Origin of the sequence: Micromonospora sediminimaris (genome assembly GCF_016863575.1) — a bacterium.
Lineage (GTDB): Bacteria > Actinomycetota > Actinomycetes > Mycobacteriales > Micromonosporaceae > Micromonospora > Micromonospora sediminimaris.
In genome coordinates this window covers 160472-177742 of the sequence record NZ_BOPD01000011.1, presented here as the reverse complement: position 1 = coordinate 177742, position 17271 = coordinate 160472, and the positions used below count along the sequence as shown (strand labels likewise).

18 protein-coding genes are annotated in these 17271 nt (G+C 69.7%); 4 read left to right on the top strand and 14 right to left on the bottom strand.

The window, feature by feature from the left end; translation table 11 throughout:
* Nucleotides 1-8: 8 nt before the first annotated feature.
* Nucleotides 9-974, top strand: coding sequence for a sugar phosphate isomerase/epimerase family protein (locus tag Vse01_RS10145; RefSeq protein WP_093405704.1), 966 nt, complete (start codon nucleotides 9-11; stop codon nucleotides 972-974).
* 101 nt (nucleotides 975-1075) lie between these two features.
* On the opposite strand, the gene Vse01_RS10140 is transcribed toward Vse01_RS10145, so the two are convergent.
* From Vse01_RS10140 to Vse01_RS10075, 14 genes are all read right to left on the bottom strand, one after another.
* On the bottom strand, nucleotides 1076-2011 hold the full coding sequence (locus Vse01_RS10140; protein WP_093405707.1) for a Rossmann-like domain-containing protein: 936 nt from the start codon (nucleotides 2009-2011) through the stop codon (nucleotides 1076-1078).
* Entirely contained in the window at nucleotides 1998-3050 is a 1053-nt protein-coding gene (locus Vse01_RS10135) for an aminotransferase class I/II-fold pyridoxal phosphate-dependent enzyme (protein WP_170863460.1), read from the bottom strand. Before Vse01_RS10135 ends, Vse01_RS10140 begins: the two co-directional genes overlap by 14 nt.
* A 34-nt stretch (nucleotides 3051-3084) precedes the next feature.
* Entirely contained in the window at nucleotides 3085-3537 is a 453-nt protein-coding gene (locus tag Vse01_RS10130; protein ID WP_093405712.1) for an NUDIX hydrolase, read from the bottom strand.
* Nucleotides 3530-4210: a dTMP kinase gene (locus Vse01_RS10125; protein WP_170863461.1), complete on the bottom strand. Its 681-nt coding sequence runs from the start codon at nucleotides 4208-4210 to the stop codon at nucleotides 3530-3532. The genes Vse01_RS10130 and Vse01_RS10125 overlap by 8 nt, the downstream gene beginning before the upstream one ends.
* Nucleotides 4207-5142 (bottom strand): hypothetical protein, encoded by a 936-nt coding sequence (locus Vse01_RS10120; protein ID WP_170863462.1) that lies wholly within the window; start codon nucleotides 5140-5142, stop codon nucleotides 4207-4209. Before Vse01_RS10120 ends, Vse01_RS10125 begins: the two co-directional genes overlap by 4 nt.
* Nucleotides 5139-6041, bottom strand: coding sequence for a protein kinase (locus Vse01_RS10115; protein ID WP_093405717.1), 903 nt, complete (start codon nucleotides 6039-6041; stop codon nucleotides 5139-5141). Before Vse01_RS10115 ends, Vse01_RS10120 begins: the two co-directional genes overlap by 4 nt.
* Nucleotides 6038-6697: a TylF/MycF/NovP-related O-methyltransferase gene (locus Vse01_RS10110; RefSeq protein WP_093405719.1), complete on the bottom strand. Its 660-nt coding sequence runs from the start codon at nucleotides 6695-6697 to the stop codon at nucleotides 6038-6040. Before Vse01_RS10110 ends, Vse01_RS10115 begins: the two co-directional genes overlap by 4 nt.
* Nucleotides 6698-6708: 11 nt before the next feature.
* Nucleotides 6709-7398 (bottom strand): hypothetical protein, encoded by a 690-nt coding sequence (locus tag Vse01_RS10105; RefSeq protein WP_093405722.1) that lies wholly within the window; start codon nucleotides 7396-7398, stop codon nucleotides 6709-6711.
* Complete coding sequence (locus Vse01_RS10100) at nucleotides 7392-8243, bottom strand: class I SAM-dependent methyltransferase (protein ID WP_093405724.1); 852 nt, start codon at nucleotides 8241-8243, stop codon at nucleotides 7392-7394. Before Vse01_RS10100 ends, Vse01_RS10105 begins: the two co-directional genes overlap by 7 nt.
* Nucleotides 8243-8956: a TfuA-like protein gene (locus tag Vse01_RS10095; RefSeq protein ID WP_170863463.1), complete on the bottom strand. Its 714-nt coding sequence runs from the start codon at nucleotides 8954-8956 to the stop codon at nucleotides 8243-8245. Before Vse01_RS10095 ends, Vse01_RS10100 begins: the two co-directional genes overlap by 1 nt.
* Nucleotides 8949-10094, bottom strand: coding sequence for a YcaO-like family protein (locus Vse01_RS10090; RefSeq protein ID WP_139233153.1), 1146 nt, complete (start codon nucleotides 10092-10094; stop codon nucleotides 8949-8951). Before Vse01_RS10090 ends, Vse01_RS10095 begins: the two co-directional genes overlap by 8 nt.
* A gap of 81 nt (nucleotides 10095-10175) precedes the next feature.
* Entirely contained in the window at nucleotides 10176-10334 is a 159-nt protein-coding gene (locus Vse01_RS10085; RefSeq protein ID WP_170863464.1) for a hypothetical protein, read from the bottom strand.
* A gap of 66 nt (nucleotides 10335-10400) precedes the next feature.
* The gene (locus tag Vse01_RS10080; protein ID WP_139233154.1) at nucleotides 10401-11309 is read right to left on the bottom strand and encodes an aKG-HExxH-type peptide beta-hydroxylase; all 909 of its coding nucleotides are present in this window, start codon (nucleotides 11307-11309) and stop codon (nucleotides 10401-10403) included.
* Nucleotides 11299-12483: a radical SAM/SPASM domain-containing protein gene (locus tag Vse01_RS10075; protein ID WP_170863465.1), complete on the bottom strand. Its 1185-nt coding sequence runs from the start codon at nucleotides 12481-12483 to the stop codon at nucleotides 11299-11301. The genes Vse01_RS10080 and Vse01_RS10075 overlap by 11 nt, the downstream gene beginning before the upstream one ends.
* Before the next feature lie 492 nt (nucleotides 12484-12975).
* Between Vse01_RS10075 and Vse01_RS10070 the strand changes: the two genes are divergently transcribed.
* From Vse01_RS10070 to Vse01_RS10060, 3 genes are all read left to right on the top strand, one after another.
* Nucleotides 12976-13899: a ParB/RepB/Spo0J family partition protein gene (locus tag Vse01_RS10070; RefSeq protein WP_170863466.1), complete on the top strand. Its 924-nt coding sequence runs from the start codon at nucleotides 12976-12978 to the stop codon at nucleotides 13897-13899.
* A gap of 64 nt (nucleotides 13900-13963) precedes the next feature.
* Entirely contained in the window at nucleotides 13964-15469 is a 1506-nt protein-coding gene (locus Vse01_RS10065) for a class I adenylate-forming enzyme family protein (protein ID WP_170863467.1), read from the top strand.
* A 75-nt stretch (nucleotides 15470-15544) separates the two neighbouring features.
* Nucleotides 15545-17269, top strand: coding sequence for a condensation domain-containing protein (locus Vse01_RS10060; RefSeq protein ID WP_093405742.1), 1725 nt, complete (start codon nucleotides 15545-15547; stop codon nucleotides 17267-17269).
* The last annotated feature ends 2 nt before the right edge of the window (nucleotides 17270-17271 follow it).

The window sequence follows — 17271 nt, the reverse complement described above, 5'->3', positions numbered from 1 at the left end:
GAGTCATCATGTGTTACGGCTACGACGGGATGGCCGCACTGCGGCGTTCCGTCCTCGACCGGCGGGGCCTGCTACGCGGCTCGGTGGCCGCGATGGCCGGTGTCGGCCTCGCCACGGCGGGCGCAACGGCCGCCTCCGCCGGTCCCAAGCACGGTCCGGGGCACGGGCACGGGCATGCCGGTCGGCGGCGGGTGCCGCCGGGGCTGATCAGCATTCAGTTGTGGACGGTCCGTGACGCGCTGAACGGCGAGCCGGGGTACGACGCCACGCTGCGGCACCTGGCCCGGATCGGCTACCCGAAGGTGGAGCTGGCGCTGGGCTACTTCGGCCGCAACGCCGCCCAGCTGCGCCGTTTCCTGGACAGCATCTGCATCAAGGCCACGTCCAGCCACGACGGGATCAGCGAAACTCCCGCCGCGCTACAGGAGAAGATCCGCAACGCGGTGACGCTGGGCCAGAAGTTCATGGTGGTGCCGTACCTCTACTCGGAGAACGCCGACGACTGGAAGCGGTGGGCGGAGCAGATGAACGTGGAGGCCGCCGCAGCGGCCCGAGCGGGTCTGCGGTACGGCTACCACAACCACGCCCACGAGTTCACAATCGACCTCGGCGGTGGTCGGACCCCGTGGGACATCCTGACCGAGGAGCTGGACCCCCGGCTCGTCCACCTGGAGATCGACATTTACTGGGCGGTCACCGGCGGCATCGAGTCCGGTGACGGGGTGACCGACCCCGAGGGCTTCACCCTGGACGTCATCCGCGCCGCACCGCAGCGGGTGCTCCAATACCACGTCAAGGACCGGCACGCCGCCGACGGCGACATGGCCGACCTGGGCACCGGAATGATCGACTTCAGGCGGATCTTCCGGAAGCACCCGGTGCTTGAGTACATCGTGGAGAACGACACTCCGGACGTGACGCCTCAGCTCACCGCCGAGATCGGCTACCGCTACCTGCGGAACCTGCGGTACTGACGATCGCTCTGCGGTAGTCGGGGCACCACGTCGGCCACGGTCGAGGTGGTGCCCCGACCACCCGGGGTGGAACCCGGCGCGACTCGACCGCAAGTGCCCGGTCATTCGGCCGGTCGCCGTTCCTGCGGCCAGTAGGCGAGCCGCCGATCGTATTCCACGTACCATTCGTACAGATGATCGTCGTGGTGGTACGCCCGGACGAAACGGCTGTCCCTCAGCTCGGTGCAGGCCAGGACGGCTCCGTGTGCCTGCCACACCGGCGGTGGCACCGCGCCGCTGGGCCCGACGACGATCAGCCGCAACCCCCGTAGCGTACGAAGGACTTCGTCCATCGTCGCGTTGCAGAGCGACGATGGGGTGATCTGGACGACCTCGCACTCGTCGGCCAGCCGGTGCAGGTCATCGCCGACCAGCTGGATGCGCGCCTCGCCGAACCTCGCGTTGAACCGGGCGAGAGTGGACCGGACACGCTCGGCTCGTGGCGCGTCGTGCAGATCGGCCACCAGCACGCGACCCACCCCGTCCACCTCGGCCAGGTGCTCCATCAGCCCGCCGAAGCCAATGACCCCGACCGTGCCCGCGCTCCCCACCGCCCGGGTCAGCGCCTCCGTCACCGTCGACCCCGCCTGGTGGGCGTGCACCTCGTCAAAGGGCGCGACCACGTGACCCAGGCCCGCTTCCGCCAGTGCGGTCGGCCGGAGCCAGGGCCGGGACAGCGCACTGAGGAGCGCGATCTTGACGGCCTGCCGGGTCAGGTCCAACCCGGCCGGTGGCGTACGCACGAGGTCACAGTCCAGCAGCGACCTGCCGGGCGACGTACCGAGGTAGTCGGTGACCTGGGGGCCACGCCGGCACACGACCGCGCCCGGTGACCCGCCGCCGTGGTAACCCTGGTAGTCCATGGCGGTGCCGACGCTGCCGTCATCGAGGACGACGGCTGCGAAGGATCTGCCCGTCAGGATCTCGTCGACCGACCGCTGGCCCTGATCCGGACGCGTGCGCAACTCGCGGCGGATCGCGGTCTCAATCAGCGACACGGCCGGGCCCCCGGGTGGCCGACAACAGATCGTCCGCGAACCGCTGCGCCTGTGCCACAGCGAGCGCGGCCACGGTCACCCGGATCGCCGGTGTCGGTGCGGCGAATCGCGACCCAGGGGCGACCTGCCAACCGCGCCTGGCCAGCCGGGACACGGTCTCCGCCTCGTCGGGCACCTCGATCCACACGTTCAGTCCGGTGCGCCCGTATCCGCGCAGACCCCGCTCGGCCAACAGATCGAGCACGTGTCGGCGGCGTCTGCCGTACTCGTCCCGCACCCGGGCGAGGTCTGCCGCGAGGTCCGGGTCGGCCAGGTGGGCGGCCACGGCGAGCTGGGTCATCCGGCTGATCCACCCACCGCCCAGGAGCCTGCGCTGGTCCACCTGCTGGATCGACTCCCGGTCACCACAGACCAACGCGAACCGGAGATCGGGGGCGAGCCACTTGGACACCGACGCGACGTGCAGCCATCGTGGATGGCCGGCTGGTATCACGGAGTGGTAGTCGGTGCCCGCGATCCCGCCCGCATGGTCCTCTTCGATCACGAGCAGGCTCGGGAAGCGTTCGATGATGGCGCGCAGCGTGTTGCCGCGCCCGGACGTGAGTGCTGCCCCGGTGGGGTTCTGTGCGCGCGGGCGGTACAGCACACCGGCGGCGTCCCGGAGCGCCGCGACGAACGGTTCTGGTCGCAGCCCCTCCTCGTCGACGGGTACCGGCACCGGCACCAGACCGAGCGCGGCGATCAGCGGAAGGTCTCCGTTGTAGGTGGGGCTCTCCACGATCACGCGGTCCCCGGGACGCAGCAGCGTGGCCAACGCCCGATCGACAGCCTCAAGCCCACCGGGCAGCGCCGTCAGGTGGTCGTTGGCGACGCCCTGGCCGGCCAGGTACGCCTGGGCCGGGACAAGCAGGGCGTCGACGATCCTGGGGGTGCCGTAGAGCAGCAGGTCGGCCGCGACGGCGGTGGGCCAGCGGTCGTGACGCCAGAGGAGCAGGTCCGGATCCGGGTTGCCCGACGAGAGGTCGCCCGACCGCGACATCGGACGGGGCGCCTTCCGCAGGCCCGTGGCCGCGCTACGCATTCTCGGGCAGGAGTTGGAGCAGCGCCGCAACGAACTCGTCCTGTCGGTCGGGCAGCAGGTCCAACGCCTTCGCCACCGGGATGAAGAAGCACTCGAACACCATGCCGTCATCGGTGCCGCTGCTGCCGGCGACCTGGTGGGACCAGCGGTCCCGACGCTCCGTCGTGCTCGCGTGGTAGAAGACGGTGACCCGCGGCTGACCGGTGTGCGGATGCGGTCGTTGCTGCACGCCGAGACTCTTCCGCACCGTGACGGCGGTGACGCCGGTCTCCTCGGCCACCTCGCGCAGCACCGCATCCTCAAGTGGTTCACCGGCCTCGATGCCCCCGGCGGGCACCTGCGTGCCCGCCTCAGGCTGGTCTCGGTGGTCGAACACCAGCAGCTCCGGCCCGGTGAGCGTGTCACGCACGACATAGACGGCGACGCGGACTCGGACCTCAGACATCTGTGGGCACCTCTCGGTCGTGGGACAACTGCGGAAACTGTGACAGCAGCGAGGCGACCAGACGCTGCGTCGCGCTGTCGGACAACTCCTCGTGGTTGCGGAAACGCAGCACGCGCGTCGGTACGAGGTTCGCCTGGATGGCGCGGTCGTAGGCGTCGTACAGCTGGACCAGGGTGTCCGGGCGCTCGTACGGCCGCAGCTCCTTGTTGCGGGTGCCGATGCGCGTCCAGGCCAGCGCGGGTGGGGTGTCCACGAAGACGATGACGTCGGGCGTCGGCATCCGCAGCGCCGTCATGGCGGCGCTGATGCGTTCCATCGGTACGCCGTGCAGGACGTGGTGGTAGACGATGTCGCTGAGCACGTACCGGTCGGTGAGGACCGGACCGACGGCGAGGGCGGGCTTGATGTTGAACTCGAAGTGCAGCCGCTTGTCGCGCAGGTACGCCTCCACGACGGCGTCGGCGTTCCCGTTGCTGCGGGCCATCCGGTTGCCCACGATGAGCCGAGCGGCGTCGGTGTCGAGCCAGCTGTGCTGGCCGAACTCCGTCACCGTCGACGCGACCTGCCGGAGGGCCTGCGCGAGGCTGATCCGTAGCGTCGATTTCCCGCTGCCGTCGGTGCCCTCCAACGCGATGAACGGAAATCGCCGGTCCTGCCGGCCCGCCGGGATCACGGCTGACGCTCCTGCGGTGTACGCCCGGCCGGGTGCCGGGTCAGGTAGTCGAGCCGGGAGGTGAACAGATGCACCGACCGCTCGGTCCCCGGCCACCAGCAGCACAGCAGCTCGGCGAAGAGGGACGCCTCCTTCAACCCCAGGGCCACGGTTCGGGCGGCGCTGGTCAGTGGCGAACGGACCGTCTCCACCAGTGCGGCCAGCGCGGGTAGCCGCGCGGCCAGGTCCTGCCCCCGCTCGTCGGCGCTGGTGAGCAGTTGGGCCACACAGCCGGCGACGAAGACATCGTCGACGCCGACGTCGCCGAGACTGCGACGAAGGCACTCGTACACGGAGGGCTCGACCGCCGCCCAGATCCGGGCAGGTGCGGCGATCATCTCGTACAGCAGGCGCTCCAGCGCGGAGGCCTCCGACGTGAACGCTCGGTCCGGTGCCAGCAGCAGCCCGGCGCCCAGGCCCGGCGGGCGCGGCAGCGAAGCGGCGGGAAACAGCCCGCCCGTGCCCAGCTCCACCAACGCGCCCAGGTCACCGTCGACCAGGATCTCCACCGCCTCCCGGACGTATCGCAGGTCCGCGGGGCCGGACGAGCCGACCACGAGCTGGTGGCGGCGGATGCCCACCGCGACCTCGTGGGTTCGCAGGCTCGCGGCGAACTCCGGCCAGCCACCGTCCGGCACCCCGGTGGCGGCGGCCACGCAGACGGTAGCCACGTTCGCGGGCGTGTACGTGGCGAGTTGTCCGGCTCCGGTCGGGGTCAATACGTAGTCGTCCACCAGTTTGGCCAGGACGCGCAGGTGTTCGGCGTACACCAGCGGCTCGAAGATCATCGTGTGTTGGCTGATCAACCGGCCGAGGAACATGTGCCGCATCAGGTCGTCGGGGTGGGCTGGGGCGGTCGTCTGCGGTCGAGGGGCGAGCGTCCGGGTCGTCACGAGAGCACCTCCAATGCGGCGGTGGCGTTGGGTGGCCGGCGGTCCGGCTCCCACCGCACGCACCGTTCGACCAGCTCGATCAGGCGCGGGTCGTGTCCGGTCACCACGCTGGGCAGCGGCGGTGCGCCGTAGCGGGGCATGGTGCCGGTCAGCAGCTCGTACATGACCATGCCGAAACAGTAGATATCGCTGGTGATGTCCGCCTCGTGGTAGCCCACGTCGTACTCCGGTGGCCACGAGATCAGCGCCGACTTCGGCGATCGGGGCTCGGTGGCGGTGCGGGCGCGGGCGCAGCCGAGGTCGGCGATGACCGGTCCGCCGTCGGCCATCAGGACGTTCTCGGCATTGATGTCGCGGTGGACGTAGCCGATGTCGTGCAGGACGGTCATCCCGCTCAGCAGCCGGCGCGCGAAGGCGATGGCGGTCGCGGCGTCCGGCGCCCCGTGCGTGCCGAGCCAGTGGCGGACCGAGCCGAGCGGCAGGTGCTCCATCACGTAGTACGGCACCGGGGCACCGAGGTCCATCTCGACCAGGTCGGGGAAGTACGGCGAGCCGCTCAGGCGGGAGAGGAGGTCGGCCTCCTGGCCGAACTGGTCCCTCGCCTGCCGGTGTGCCCGCTCCGGCAACTGGCGGTACCAGTAGTAGCCGTGCAGCTCGGCCCGTAGGTGCGGCGGCGCGGCGGCGATGACGCTGTGGTAGCCGAACAGCCCCTTGGCGACGAACTTCACGCCGGGCCGGTCGGCCCGCTCGACCAGCAGGAGGGTGCTCCATCCGGTGAACGAGACGACCGAACTGAACGTGTAGGGCGTGCTCGTCTCAAGCACCTGGCGGAACACGCGCGTCGGCGAGATGCCGGCCAAGGAATCGAGGTTCACCGCCGCGGTGGTGTCGACCGTCATCGGGGTCCGCCGTCCGACGTGGGCTTGTAGACGTAACCGAGGGTCAGGTCCGACGTGCCCGGAACGACCTCCACCACATGGTCGGTGCCGGCGAAGAATTCGTCACAGGCCTTCTTCACCCCGGGCAGCCCGTCCCAGGCCCGCTCGTTGCGGCTCAGGTCGCAGTAGTCGTCGATGACGAGCAGTCCGCCCGGCTCCAGGCGGGGCCACACCTGTTCCAGGCTGAGCTGGATGGAGCGGTAGTGGTCCCCGTCGAGGTAACCGAAACATATCCGCTGGGGCAGTTCGGCGAGCGTTTCGTCGAACCAGCCGGCGACGACGCGCGGCATCGGCAGGTCCCTGCTGCGGAAGTTCTGCTCCACCTGCTCCGCCGAGGCCAGGCATTCGCCCTCCGGCAGGTGGGTGTCCAACTCCCCCGGTGGCGGCATCCCGGCGAAGCTGTCGAACAGCACGAGTTCGCGTTCCGGGGCGAGCGCCCGCATGGTCGTCGCGAGCCAGACGCTGGTGTAGCCGGCGTTGCAACCGACCTCCACGACGTCGCCCGCGACGTTCGCCCGGAGCACCGAGGACAGGCCCCAGTGCAGCGTGACGAGACGTTCGACATCGGACATGTTGGCATTGAGCTCAGCTAGCTCGTAGGCAAGACGTGCGTCCATTGCACTCTCCGTCAGTTGGTGAAGAAGCCGATGACTTTCTTGATCCGTCCGTGGGTGACCGGCTCCGTGCTGTGGCTGAGCTGGCTGCCGAACATGACCAGGCCCCCGGCGGCCATCCGGGTGCGCCAGCGGGTCCGGGGCAGCGCCTTGTACCACTGCGTGGTGTGGTCCGCGCCCTCGCGGACTCTGCGCAGCCCGTCCGTGGGCTCCTCCCACAGGTCTGGGCTGCCGCAGGTCTCGACCACGAAATCCCCGCCGGAGAAGCCGTCGTTGAGGGTGATGCTCACCCCGGCGACCTTCACGTGATCCGGGTCGGTCTCGTCGAACGGCATATCGATGTGCGGTGTGATGTACTGGCCCACGCCGTACTCGAGATAGATCCACGAGGTCAGGCGACGGCCGCTGGGAAACAGGCTGCGCAGGTGCGGCAGGGCCCGCCGCGCCGCCTCGTCCAGTACCGTCGTCGCCCCCACCGGCAGCGGAAAGAGCTCCAACCGCCCGGCCGGTTCGTAGAGCTCCATCACGTCGCGGGTACTCATCCCGTCGACGGCGTGCACCGACACGGCGCGCTCGCCCTCGAAGGCGGCGCGGCCGTCGGCGGTGATCTGCCGGTCCACCGCATCGCAGATCGCCTGGCACTCCATCGGGGTCAGGAACTGCTCGATACTGTGCACCAGGAGGGATTCCGAGGTCGTCAACATGATTCCGTGCCTTTCCCCTTCTTGGCCAATACCAGTTGGATCGAGCCGGCCGCCGAAGGTGGCCGCATGTCACTGCCGGCGTGGACGTGCGCGGCGGCGGTCAGGGCAAGCCCGGCGCACGCGGCGGCTCGCTCGATCTCGTCCTGGTCGTACAGCCACAGCCAGGAGTAGAACTCCCGCCTCGGGCCGTCGTCCCGGGTGATCCGGAAACGTTGCAGGTAGAGGCGACCTTCCGCCGCGAACCGCGCCTGATACTCGACGACGTGCTCGGCCCGCAGGAAGATGCCGGTGCCGGCGGGATAGTGGGTGGACTCACGGTCGACCGGGTGCATCCCCGAGCCGGTGCGGGTCCGCACGTCTGCGAACACCCGCCCGCCGGGCCGCAGGGCCGCGGCGATCCGGTCGAGTGCCGGGCCGAGCGTCGACGGGTCGAACTGGTTGACCAGCTCATAGGTGAGCAGACAGAGGTCGTGCGCCGGCACCACGGAGCCCGTGTCGAAGGCACCGACCTGGAAGTGGCACCGTCGATCCGGGCATCGGCGGCGCGCCGCGACGATCGCCGCCGGGTTGACATCGACGCCGAGGTAACTGCGGCAGCCGGTGCCGTTCGCGATCTCGCGGGCGTAGGTGCCCGGGCCGCACCAGGGGTGGTAGATCCGCTCGTCGCCGGTGAGGGTGAGCCAGCCGAGTTCCCGGCGCACCGCCGCAGCGCTGCGGCCGGCGACCTCGCTGTCGTCGCGGCACTGCACGTCGGCGAGGCAGGATCCGATCACCGGATCGCGGTACGGGATGCCGTTCGCGCAGATGTGGGCCCAGTCCACTGTGGTGTCCGGCATGGTGACCATCAGGCCGGTCCGGGCGGCTGCGACGGGTTCGGGATGACCGCGCCGCAGGGCAGCATGCGGACCACGGGTGGCGGTGCGCCGGTGAGCAGGCACTCCAGGTCGATCCGCTTCAACAGCGCCGGACCCTGCAACTTGCCGCGTAGTGCCGCTGCCACGTGCGGACGGTCCGGAGTTCGCCGCTGCTGCGCCTGCAGGATCCTGGGCAGGCTGCGGTCGCCGAACCACAGGTCGCCGATCTCGGCGATGACTCCCGCCACCTCGTCGCCGTCCACCAGCCCGGCGAGCAGCAGCTGCCCGAGCGCCGCACGCACCTCCACCAGCGGAACCGTCACCGGCCGGTACGGCGGCTCGGCCGCGTGCAGGAGCATCACCTCGTCGTCGTGGAGTCCGTGGCGTTCGATGAGTTCCACCACCGCGCCGTAGCCGCGCATGCCGTGGGTACGCAGCTCGACGGCGCGCAGCGCGCCCATGGAGCCCAGCCCGATCACGTCACGTCCGTCGCGCAGCGCGGCGCAAATCTCCCGGTGGTCGACGGCGAACTCGTGGTAGAACCCACCGTCCACGATGATCACCCGTCCGGACGGGTGGTCACGTAGCGCCGGTGCCAGCATTCCCCGGGTCAGCGGCGGAAGCACCGAATATCGCGCGGAGACGCCGAGCAGGTTCGACTGGTAGCCGGTCGGCCCGACGAAGATCAGATCCCGGTCAGCCATGGGACCACGCCGCAAGCCGTGGCCCCACCCGGGGCGAGAGCCCGGCGACATACGACTCGCAGCCGACGATGACGGTGCGTACCACCCAGGCCCCGTCGGTGCTCCCGTCCCGCAGGACGAAGCGGATCACCGGACCGATGCCGCGTTCGGCCAGCCAGTCGGCCAGCCCGACGGCGTCTGCGGGTACCGGTTGGCTGAACTGCTGCCGGACGTCGGACAGCGCGCTGCACTCACCGACCGTGGCCTGCTCCGTCGCGACGTCGACCAGGCTCGGCAGATCCTCACGACCGCCGTGCATGAAGGCAGCGCGGCTCTGCAGCGCCTCCAGCAGGGCACGTTCGATCGCCAGGTCGAGGTCGAGCGCGCAGGCATGCCCGCCGTTGACGAACCGCCGGTCCGTCTCGTCGCGGTCCCAGAGCACGACGTGCGCGACCGGCAGGCCCAGGTCCTGCTTGACGGCCAGCAGGCGGATCGCCACGTTCGCGCGACGGATCCGCGCGGTCAGGCTCGTGAGCCGGTCGGGCAGCGAGTGCTCGTCGATGGCCCATTCCTGACCGGCGGCGGCCGGAAACGACAGGGCGTCGCGCTCCAGCACCTCGAGCATGGCGTGCATCGTGGCCTGCTCCAGCGTCAGGCCACAGCCCAGTCCGAAGGAGTTCGCGCCGAAGTACGCCCGGGCGGCAGCGTCCGGCGGTGGCGGCAGCAGAACCAGTTCGCTCGGCAGCAGGACGGGCGTCGCGCTGCGCAGGTCCGTCCCCTGCGCCGCGGTCACCTCCTCGTCCAACGGGATCCGGACGCCCAGGCGGGGACAGAGCCGCAGGAGCGCGGCGGCGCCGCCGAACTGGGCGGCGATCGCCCGGTACGTGGTCCGTACGAGCGGCACCTGACAGCGAGTGTGCTCGGCGGCCGCGAGTTCCATCGCCTCCAGCCGCGCCCCGATCTCGGCTGCCGCCTCCGTCGTCCCCTTGCCCCCCGTGACGACAAGGGATCCGACGAGTGCTCCCGGGCGCACGGCCATGGCGACGGGCACCCCCACCCGGTCGAGCCGGGTGATGCTGCTGCTGCGGGTCACTCCCACATCGGCTGACCAGGTACGGGCCATCGCCAGCACGGCGTCCTCGGTGGGACTCGACGGCATGATCACTTGCTACTCTTCCGAGGCTGTCGACCGGGAGCGGCCAGTGGCCACCGAGGCTCGGGAGCCACTGGCCGCACCGGATCAGTTGTCGGTCTTGTCGGCTTGGATCGCCTTCTCGACGCGATCCCAGTCGCTCGCGAAGACCGCTGCCGTGTGCGCGGTGGCGCGGGTGTCGCGAGGGTCGAAGTTGGCGGACTGGATCGCGTCCACGAACTCTTCGAACTCCTGGTCTGACTTCATGCTGCTCCTTTCTGCGGCTCGTGGTTTACCTGGACCGGCCGGCGTCCGGCGCTGGGGAGCACGCCCTCAGGCAACGAAGCTCCACAGCAGTGACGCCACCCGCTCATCGCGGACCTCGGTCAGGGCGTCTCGTACTGATCCGCGCGCGAGGTCCCACTGTTCCGAGCCGATCTCGGCTCGGATCCGGGCGTACGCGGACGGCCGTTCGTCGGCTGCCGCGTGGTACTCGAAGTACTTCTGAAGGACCCCAAAGGCGAAGCCGGCGTGCAGCAAGCCGTACGCCGGGCGGTATGCCTGCTTCCACGGCGAGAACCAGCGCGCCTCGGGATCCAGCTCGACCCCGCAGGCCGCGAAGATCTCGTTCAGCAACGTGTGTGCCGACTCGTGCAGGATCAGTTCACCAAGGCGGACTGGGTCCTGCACGACGTCGATGAAGATCGTGCCGGGCAGTGCCTTCAGGGCGTAGCTCTGGGTGGTGTCGCGGTCGGCGCGTAGCTGCATGGTGACCACGACGCCGGTCACCGACGTGATGAAGTGGTCGAAGCCGGCGAGTTTGATCGCCTCCCCGGCAGCCGACCACGGCGCCGACGGCACCGCCTGCCGGTCCGGCTCCAGGTCGAGGAAGAGCGGCGACTCGTAGCGGTCGTCGTCGGACCGCGCACAACTGTCGGCCGCCACGATCCGCACGTCATGGCCCGGCAGCAGCGGCACGCCGCTCGCGGCATCCACAGCTGCCCAACGCTGGACCAGGTCACGTGCGTCGTCGAGGCGCCGCTCGCGCACGGCCGCCGTGATGGCGTACGTGAAGTGGTGCATCAGGGCGTACTGCCGGGCATCGAGGGCCGGTGGCACGACGAACCGCCCGTCGAGGCGGGCCGCGGCGGTGCGTACCTGTGCCACGCGATGCTCGCGTAGCGTCGCCAACTCGTGGGCGAGGCCCGGCCAGACTTCTGGCAGTGCGAGGTCAGTGCTCACTGGCTACTCGCTCTCTGGCGATATCCGCCGCGATGTGGTCAATGATCTCGATTCGATGAGTGCAGTAGTCCTCGTAGAAGGCGCTGTTGCGGTAGCGCATGCGGGTGGCGAGGCAACCGCCGCCGCAGGTACTCCGATAGCCACAGCCCACGCATTTGTCGAGCAGTTCGTCGAGGCCGTCGCGCAGCGTCGGGTTGGTGACGAGGGAGGTGGCCACGTCGAGGGACGGCAGGTCGTGAATGGTGCCGAGCAGCCCGTCGGGTACGCCCAACTCGTCACAGCTGCCGAGGCGGCCGTCCGGATAGAGGGTCAGCACGAACGCGCATTTCTGTTCGGCGAAGTGACAGAAACGGGTGTCGCGGCCGGCGAGTACGCGTATCACGCTGGTGAAAGGCTCCAGCAGGAATCGCCGGAACAGACCTGAACCGCGCCAGTGGTCGTACGCCCGGACCAGGAACGCGGAGAATTCGAGTGGCGTGATCGCCCAACCGGCATGCTCCTCCCCCTTGGGCAGCAGGGGGAGCATCGTCTCGCGGTTACCGACCGGAATTCGTTTCGGCATGACGTTGAAGTCGAAGCAGGGAGAGAATTTCAGCGCCTTCACCGCGTCGAACCCGGCAACGAAGTCGAGCGTCTCCTCCGGGCGCCGGGACACGTCCTTCGTCACGGTCGATATCAGGCCCACCGCGAGACCACGCGCGGCGGCCATTTCCAATGCCACATGGACGCGCTCGGAGGTGCTCCGGTCGCGATAGTCGACCCGGTTGCGGTTGGCCTCAGGATCACCATCGAGGGACACGCCGATGTCTATCTCGGGCCATTCCTCGGCAAACAGATCGAACCACTCGGGCGTCAACATCGTCGCGTTCGTCTGGACGCTCAGGGAGATGTTCCCCGGGTAGCCCCGCAGGAGCCGCAGGAGGTCGGAGGTCGCCTCCATCCCGTACAGCAGCGGCTCGCCGCCGTGCAACTCCAGGCTCAGTGGCCGGCCGCCGGCCAGGTCGAGCAGGCGGGCGAGGGCGTCGAGGGGAAGCTTGTCGTAGCCGGCGTAGGGCTTGCGCTTCTCGTAGCAGTAGTAGCAGTTGATGTTGCAGGCGTCGCCGACGAGCTTCAGGATCACCGACAACGGCTCAGCCGGTCCGGGTATTCGCAGGTTCGCCTGCTCTGTCGTCATCGCTGCTACCACCATGACCTATCTAGGAGATCGCCCTTATCCGCGGTCGACAGTTCTGATTTTCGGGTCATCAGATATCCCGCCCATGCGTCCCGAGTAGGCGCCGGAAACATCTGGCACCTCGTACGGTAAGACGGACGACACAGCCTCGTCGTCGCCCTTTTTTCTGGCCCGATAACACGCTGGAGGCTTCGGGATTCGGACCCTACCCGGCACTACCGTGATCCACAAGCCCCGATCAACGAGCGACTTGAACGCACACACCGCCACCCCGTCGACTCCACCACTTCGCAGGTCCCGCATGTACACGTCATGTGCGCTGAATATGCACGCCCGGTCGTACCATGTGCGCCGCGGATGCACCTTCGACAAAGTGCAATGCGGGGGAGAACAGGTACCGGGGTGTAAATGAAGAGGCAACCGGATAGCGGCCAGGTCGCCGAGCTCGACAACACGTACAGTGAGGCATCGGATACAGTTTCGCAAGTCGAAATGGTCGATGTCAGTTCGCTGCGGGGGGGCTTCTCACCGCGGTTGGACGGGATCAGCGCGAGCCACACCAGGCTGCTCGGGGAGTTGACCGATGTGGTGCCGCCGATCGTTGTCCAGCGGTCCTCGCTGCGGGTGGTGGACGGCATGCATCGACTGCGGGCGGCACGTGCGCGAGGCGACAGGCGAGTGCCGGTGGTCTACTTCGACGGCTCCGACGCGGACGCCTTCGTCGCGGCGGTGCAGTTGAACATCGCGCACGGCCTGCCGCTGAGCACTCGGGATCGGCTGACCGCGGCTGAACGGATCCTCGCCTCGCACTCCCAGTGGTCCGACCGCCGGATCGCGTCCGTGTGCGGGGTTGCCGCGAAGACCGTGGCCGCGCTGCGGCGACGTTCAACCGACAACAGTCACCAGCTGAACGTCCGGATCGGCCGGGACGGCCGCCGGCATCCGGTGTCGGCGGAGGCGGGCCGGCGGTTGGCCGAGCAGATCGTGCGTCGTGAGCCGGGTGTCAGCCTGCGCGAGATAGCGCGCCGGGCGGGCATCTCCGTGGGCACCGCGTTCGACGTCCGGCGTAAGGCGCTCGGCGAGGCTTCCGCCCCGGCGATCGAGGTGACCGCCGCTGAGACGGCACCCGAGCCGCCGGCACCCGCACCCACATCCACCGATCGGCTGCCGGCGACAGCCGCGGACCTCAAAGCCGTCATCCGACCGAGGTTGGAGCGGCTCGTCCAGGATCCCTCGCTGCGGTACACCGACCACGGCAAGGCCCTGCTCCGGCTGCTCACGGCAACGCTCACGTTCATCGCGCAGTCCGCGGATGCCGCCGGGACCGTGCCCGCGCACTGCCACGAACCGCTACGCGCGGTCGCCCAGGCCTGTGCCGGTGGGTGGCACCAGTTCAGCGAGATGCTTGCCGAATAGCTGCCCCGGTCCCCCACGCCACGAGCGTCGTGTCTCGTCGCACCCTGCCCCGATACCAGGTGACATGCGGATCAACTCCCTGCTGGACACCGCCGCGCGACGGCATCCACACCGCGTCGCGGTCGGCGACCGGCTCCACCGGTGGAGCTACCAACAGCTCCGGCGACGCAGCATCAACCTCGCGAACCTGTTCCGGGCAGCCGGCCTGCGGCCGAGTGACCGGATCGCCGTGCGAACCGGCGGCGCCGGCTTCGCGGCGATCCTGTTCGCCGCCGCGTACGCGGACCTGACGCTGGCGCCGCTGTCGACCGGGATGCGCCCGTTCCAGCTTCGCGCGGTCCTCGCGGACATTGCCCCGGGCCTGGTGATCGGGGTCGAACCGGCGAGTGTCGACGTCCCCGCGCCGACCTGGTCGGCGGAGCGGTTCGGGCAGATCCTGGCCACCCTCGACCAGCCCGTCGCCGATCCGCGTCCAGGCGTCGCCGACGGTGCGCCGGCGGCGCCAGCACTCCTGATGTACACCTCGGGTAGCAGTGCGCAGCCCAAGGGTGTGGTCTGCCCGCACGAACGGATCCTCTTCGCGACCGAGGCGATCGGGCAGGTCCTGGCATATCGGCCGGACGACGTGGTGCTCTCCTGCGTGCCGCCGTCGTTCGACTACGGGCTCTACCAGATCCTGCTCAGCACGGCTGCGGGCGCGAGGTTGGAGATCCTCGGGGAGGGAGAGGGCATCGCGCTGCTGGACCGGATAGCCAGTTCCCAGGCCACAGTCGTACCCCTGGTGCCCGAGATCGCCACCGCGCTGCTCCGGCTGGCGGCCCGAAAGCCGCCGCCGGTAAAGCAGCCGGTCCGGCTGTTCACGAGCACCGGCGCCCGGATGCCGGCGCAGCTCGCCGACGGCCTGCGCGCCGCGTTCCCCGGTGCCGCGTTGACGCACATGTACGGGCTGACCGAGTGCAAACGGGCCACCATCCTGGAGCCGGACGGCGACCTGGTGCGCCCCGGTTCGGTCGGACGCGCGATTCCCGGCACCGTGGTACGGGTCGTCGACCGTCGCGGGCGTCCGCTGCCTCCGGGCAGCGTCGGTGACATCGTCGTCGAGGGTGGCAACGTCATGTCCGGCTACTGGCGCGACCGACGGCTGAGCGCCGCCGCCTTCCAGCTGACCGCGGGGGTACGGCGACTGCGTACCGGCGACCGCGGCCACCTCGATGCGGACGGCTACCTGTACCTGCACGGCCGGCGCGACGATGTCTTCACGCATCGCGGGGTGCGGTCGAGTACCGCCGAGATCGAGGCGGCGGCGATGGACGTCGCCGGTGTCGGCGGCGCCGTCACCCTTCCGCCGGACGAGCGGGGCCCGTTCACCGTCGTGGTGGCCACCGGCCGGCCAGCCAGCGACGTGCTGAGGGAGTTGGCTGGCCGGCTCGAACCGGCGAAGGTGCCGGTCCACTGCGTGACGCTCGACGCGTTGCCGCTCACCCCACACGGCAAAGTCGACCGTCGACGGATCCGCGCGATCGTGGACTCACGCCGATCGCCGACCCCCGTTCAAGTGCGGACACCTTGACGATATCGGGGTGATTGTTAGTCTGCCGATCTTCAGCCAGCCCCCGTCGATGACCATTGTTGGGATGAGAACCGGATGTCGTCTCGACAAGCCCGCCCCACTGCGGCCGATACCGAAACCGACACGGTCCATTCAGAAACCCGCGCGCTCTATCCATTGCTGCCGGGTCAGCTCACGCTTCACCGCACACTTCAGGAAACGCCGGAGGTCATGACATCCCTCTGGATGTCCTATCGGGTCGACGGTCCGCTGGACGTTTCCGCATTCGTCGATGCGGTGCGGTCGACGGTGGCCAGGCACGCGGGGCTGCGGATCGGCGTCACGACGCAGGACGGCGCCCCGGTCCAGTGGGTTCGCCCGATGCCGGACCAGCACCCGATCGTCACGCTGACCCAGGTCACCGCGAACGACACCGAACAGTTCACCCGGTACGTACGCGCCGTGCTGGCGACCGATCTCAGGCACACCTTCGATCTGGCGGTCGAATACCCGTTCATCATCCGACTCCTGCGTTTCTCACCGACGCTGCACGCGGCGATCGGGGTGTTCTCCGCCCTCGCCGTCGACGCCACCGCCCGGATGACCGTCGTGCGCGAGATTTGGGACACGTACTTCGGTCGCCCGCCCGGCACCGAGCCGAAGGACGCCGACTATCTCGCCGCGGTGACCTCCCGGGCAGCTGCCGCCACCACCGGACGCTCGCGGGCGGTGTCCGCGTACTGGCGACGGCGCGCACCCTGGCTCCCGCCTCGCTGCCAGTTCCTTCCCGGCATCGGTGGACCGGCCACGCCCACCGCCCGGACCGAACTGCTGCCCGTCGTCGGCCCCGAATGGGAAGCGCTGCGCCGCCGCTGGCAGGCGTCCGGCTTCACCACGGCCCAGTGGCTGCTCGCCGTGTTCGCCGCCACCGTCTTCCTGGTCACGCCGCAGGACCGGATCGCCGTCTCGATGCGGCTGAACGGCAGGCGTCACGCCGAGCGCGGCATCGTCGGCATGTTCGACGTCACCGTGCCGGTCGTGCTTGACCGACCGGCACGGCCCGCCGACCTGCTGGTACAGGTCAGACGGGAGCAGCTGGCGGCGACCTCGCGTCGGGACGTGTCGCCGCAGGTCCTGGACGAGATGTGGGCGGCAACGGCACGGCGGCTGGGGCATCCCGTCCACCGCACGCTGCTGATGACATACCTTGAGGACACCGCCGACCTCCACCCGTCAGGTCGTGCCCCGGACACCGCCGGCCTCGACCCGTCAGGTCGTGCGCCGGTCGCCATCGAACGCGGCGCGTACACCCCCGGTTTCCAGCGGATCGCCGACGGCCTGCGGATCGCCGTCAACGAGCGTCCCGACGGGCTGCGGATCCGGCTGACCGTCGACGGCGGCACCATGTCGCAGGAGAGCTTCACCAGGTTCGTCACCGCCTTCCGGGCGCGACTGGACGGAGATGACTCCGGCCGGGTCGCCGCGGCCCCGGCCGGAGCACCGGCTCTCGCGCCACTGCGGGCACCCGACGGCGCGGTGCTGCTGGTCGTCGACCTGGCCGAGGTCACCGCGGCCCTCGAAAGGCAGCCCGAGGTCACCAGCGCCACGGCCGCCGTGGAGATCGCGGACGACGGTGGATCGCGGGTCGCCGCCGAGGTCAGGGCCGGCGGCGTCCCGGTCACGGCGGACGATCTCGCCGACCGGGTCCGCGCCACGCTCGCGCACCGGCCATATCTGGCGGTGCCCGGACGGATCTCGGTCGGACACGACTCCGCCTCCGGCGACCGGCCCGAGGCGCTACTCAGGGATGGAGTTGGTTGACC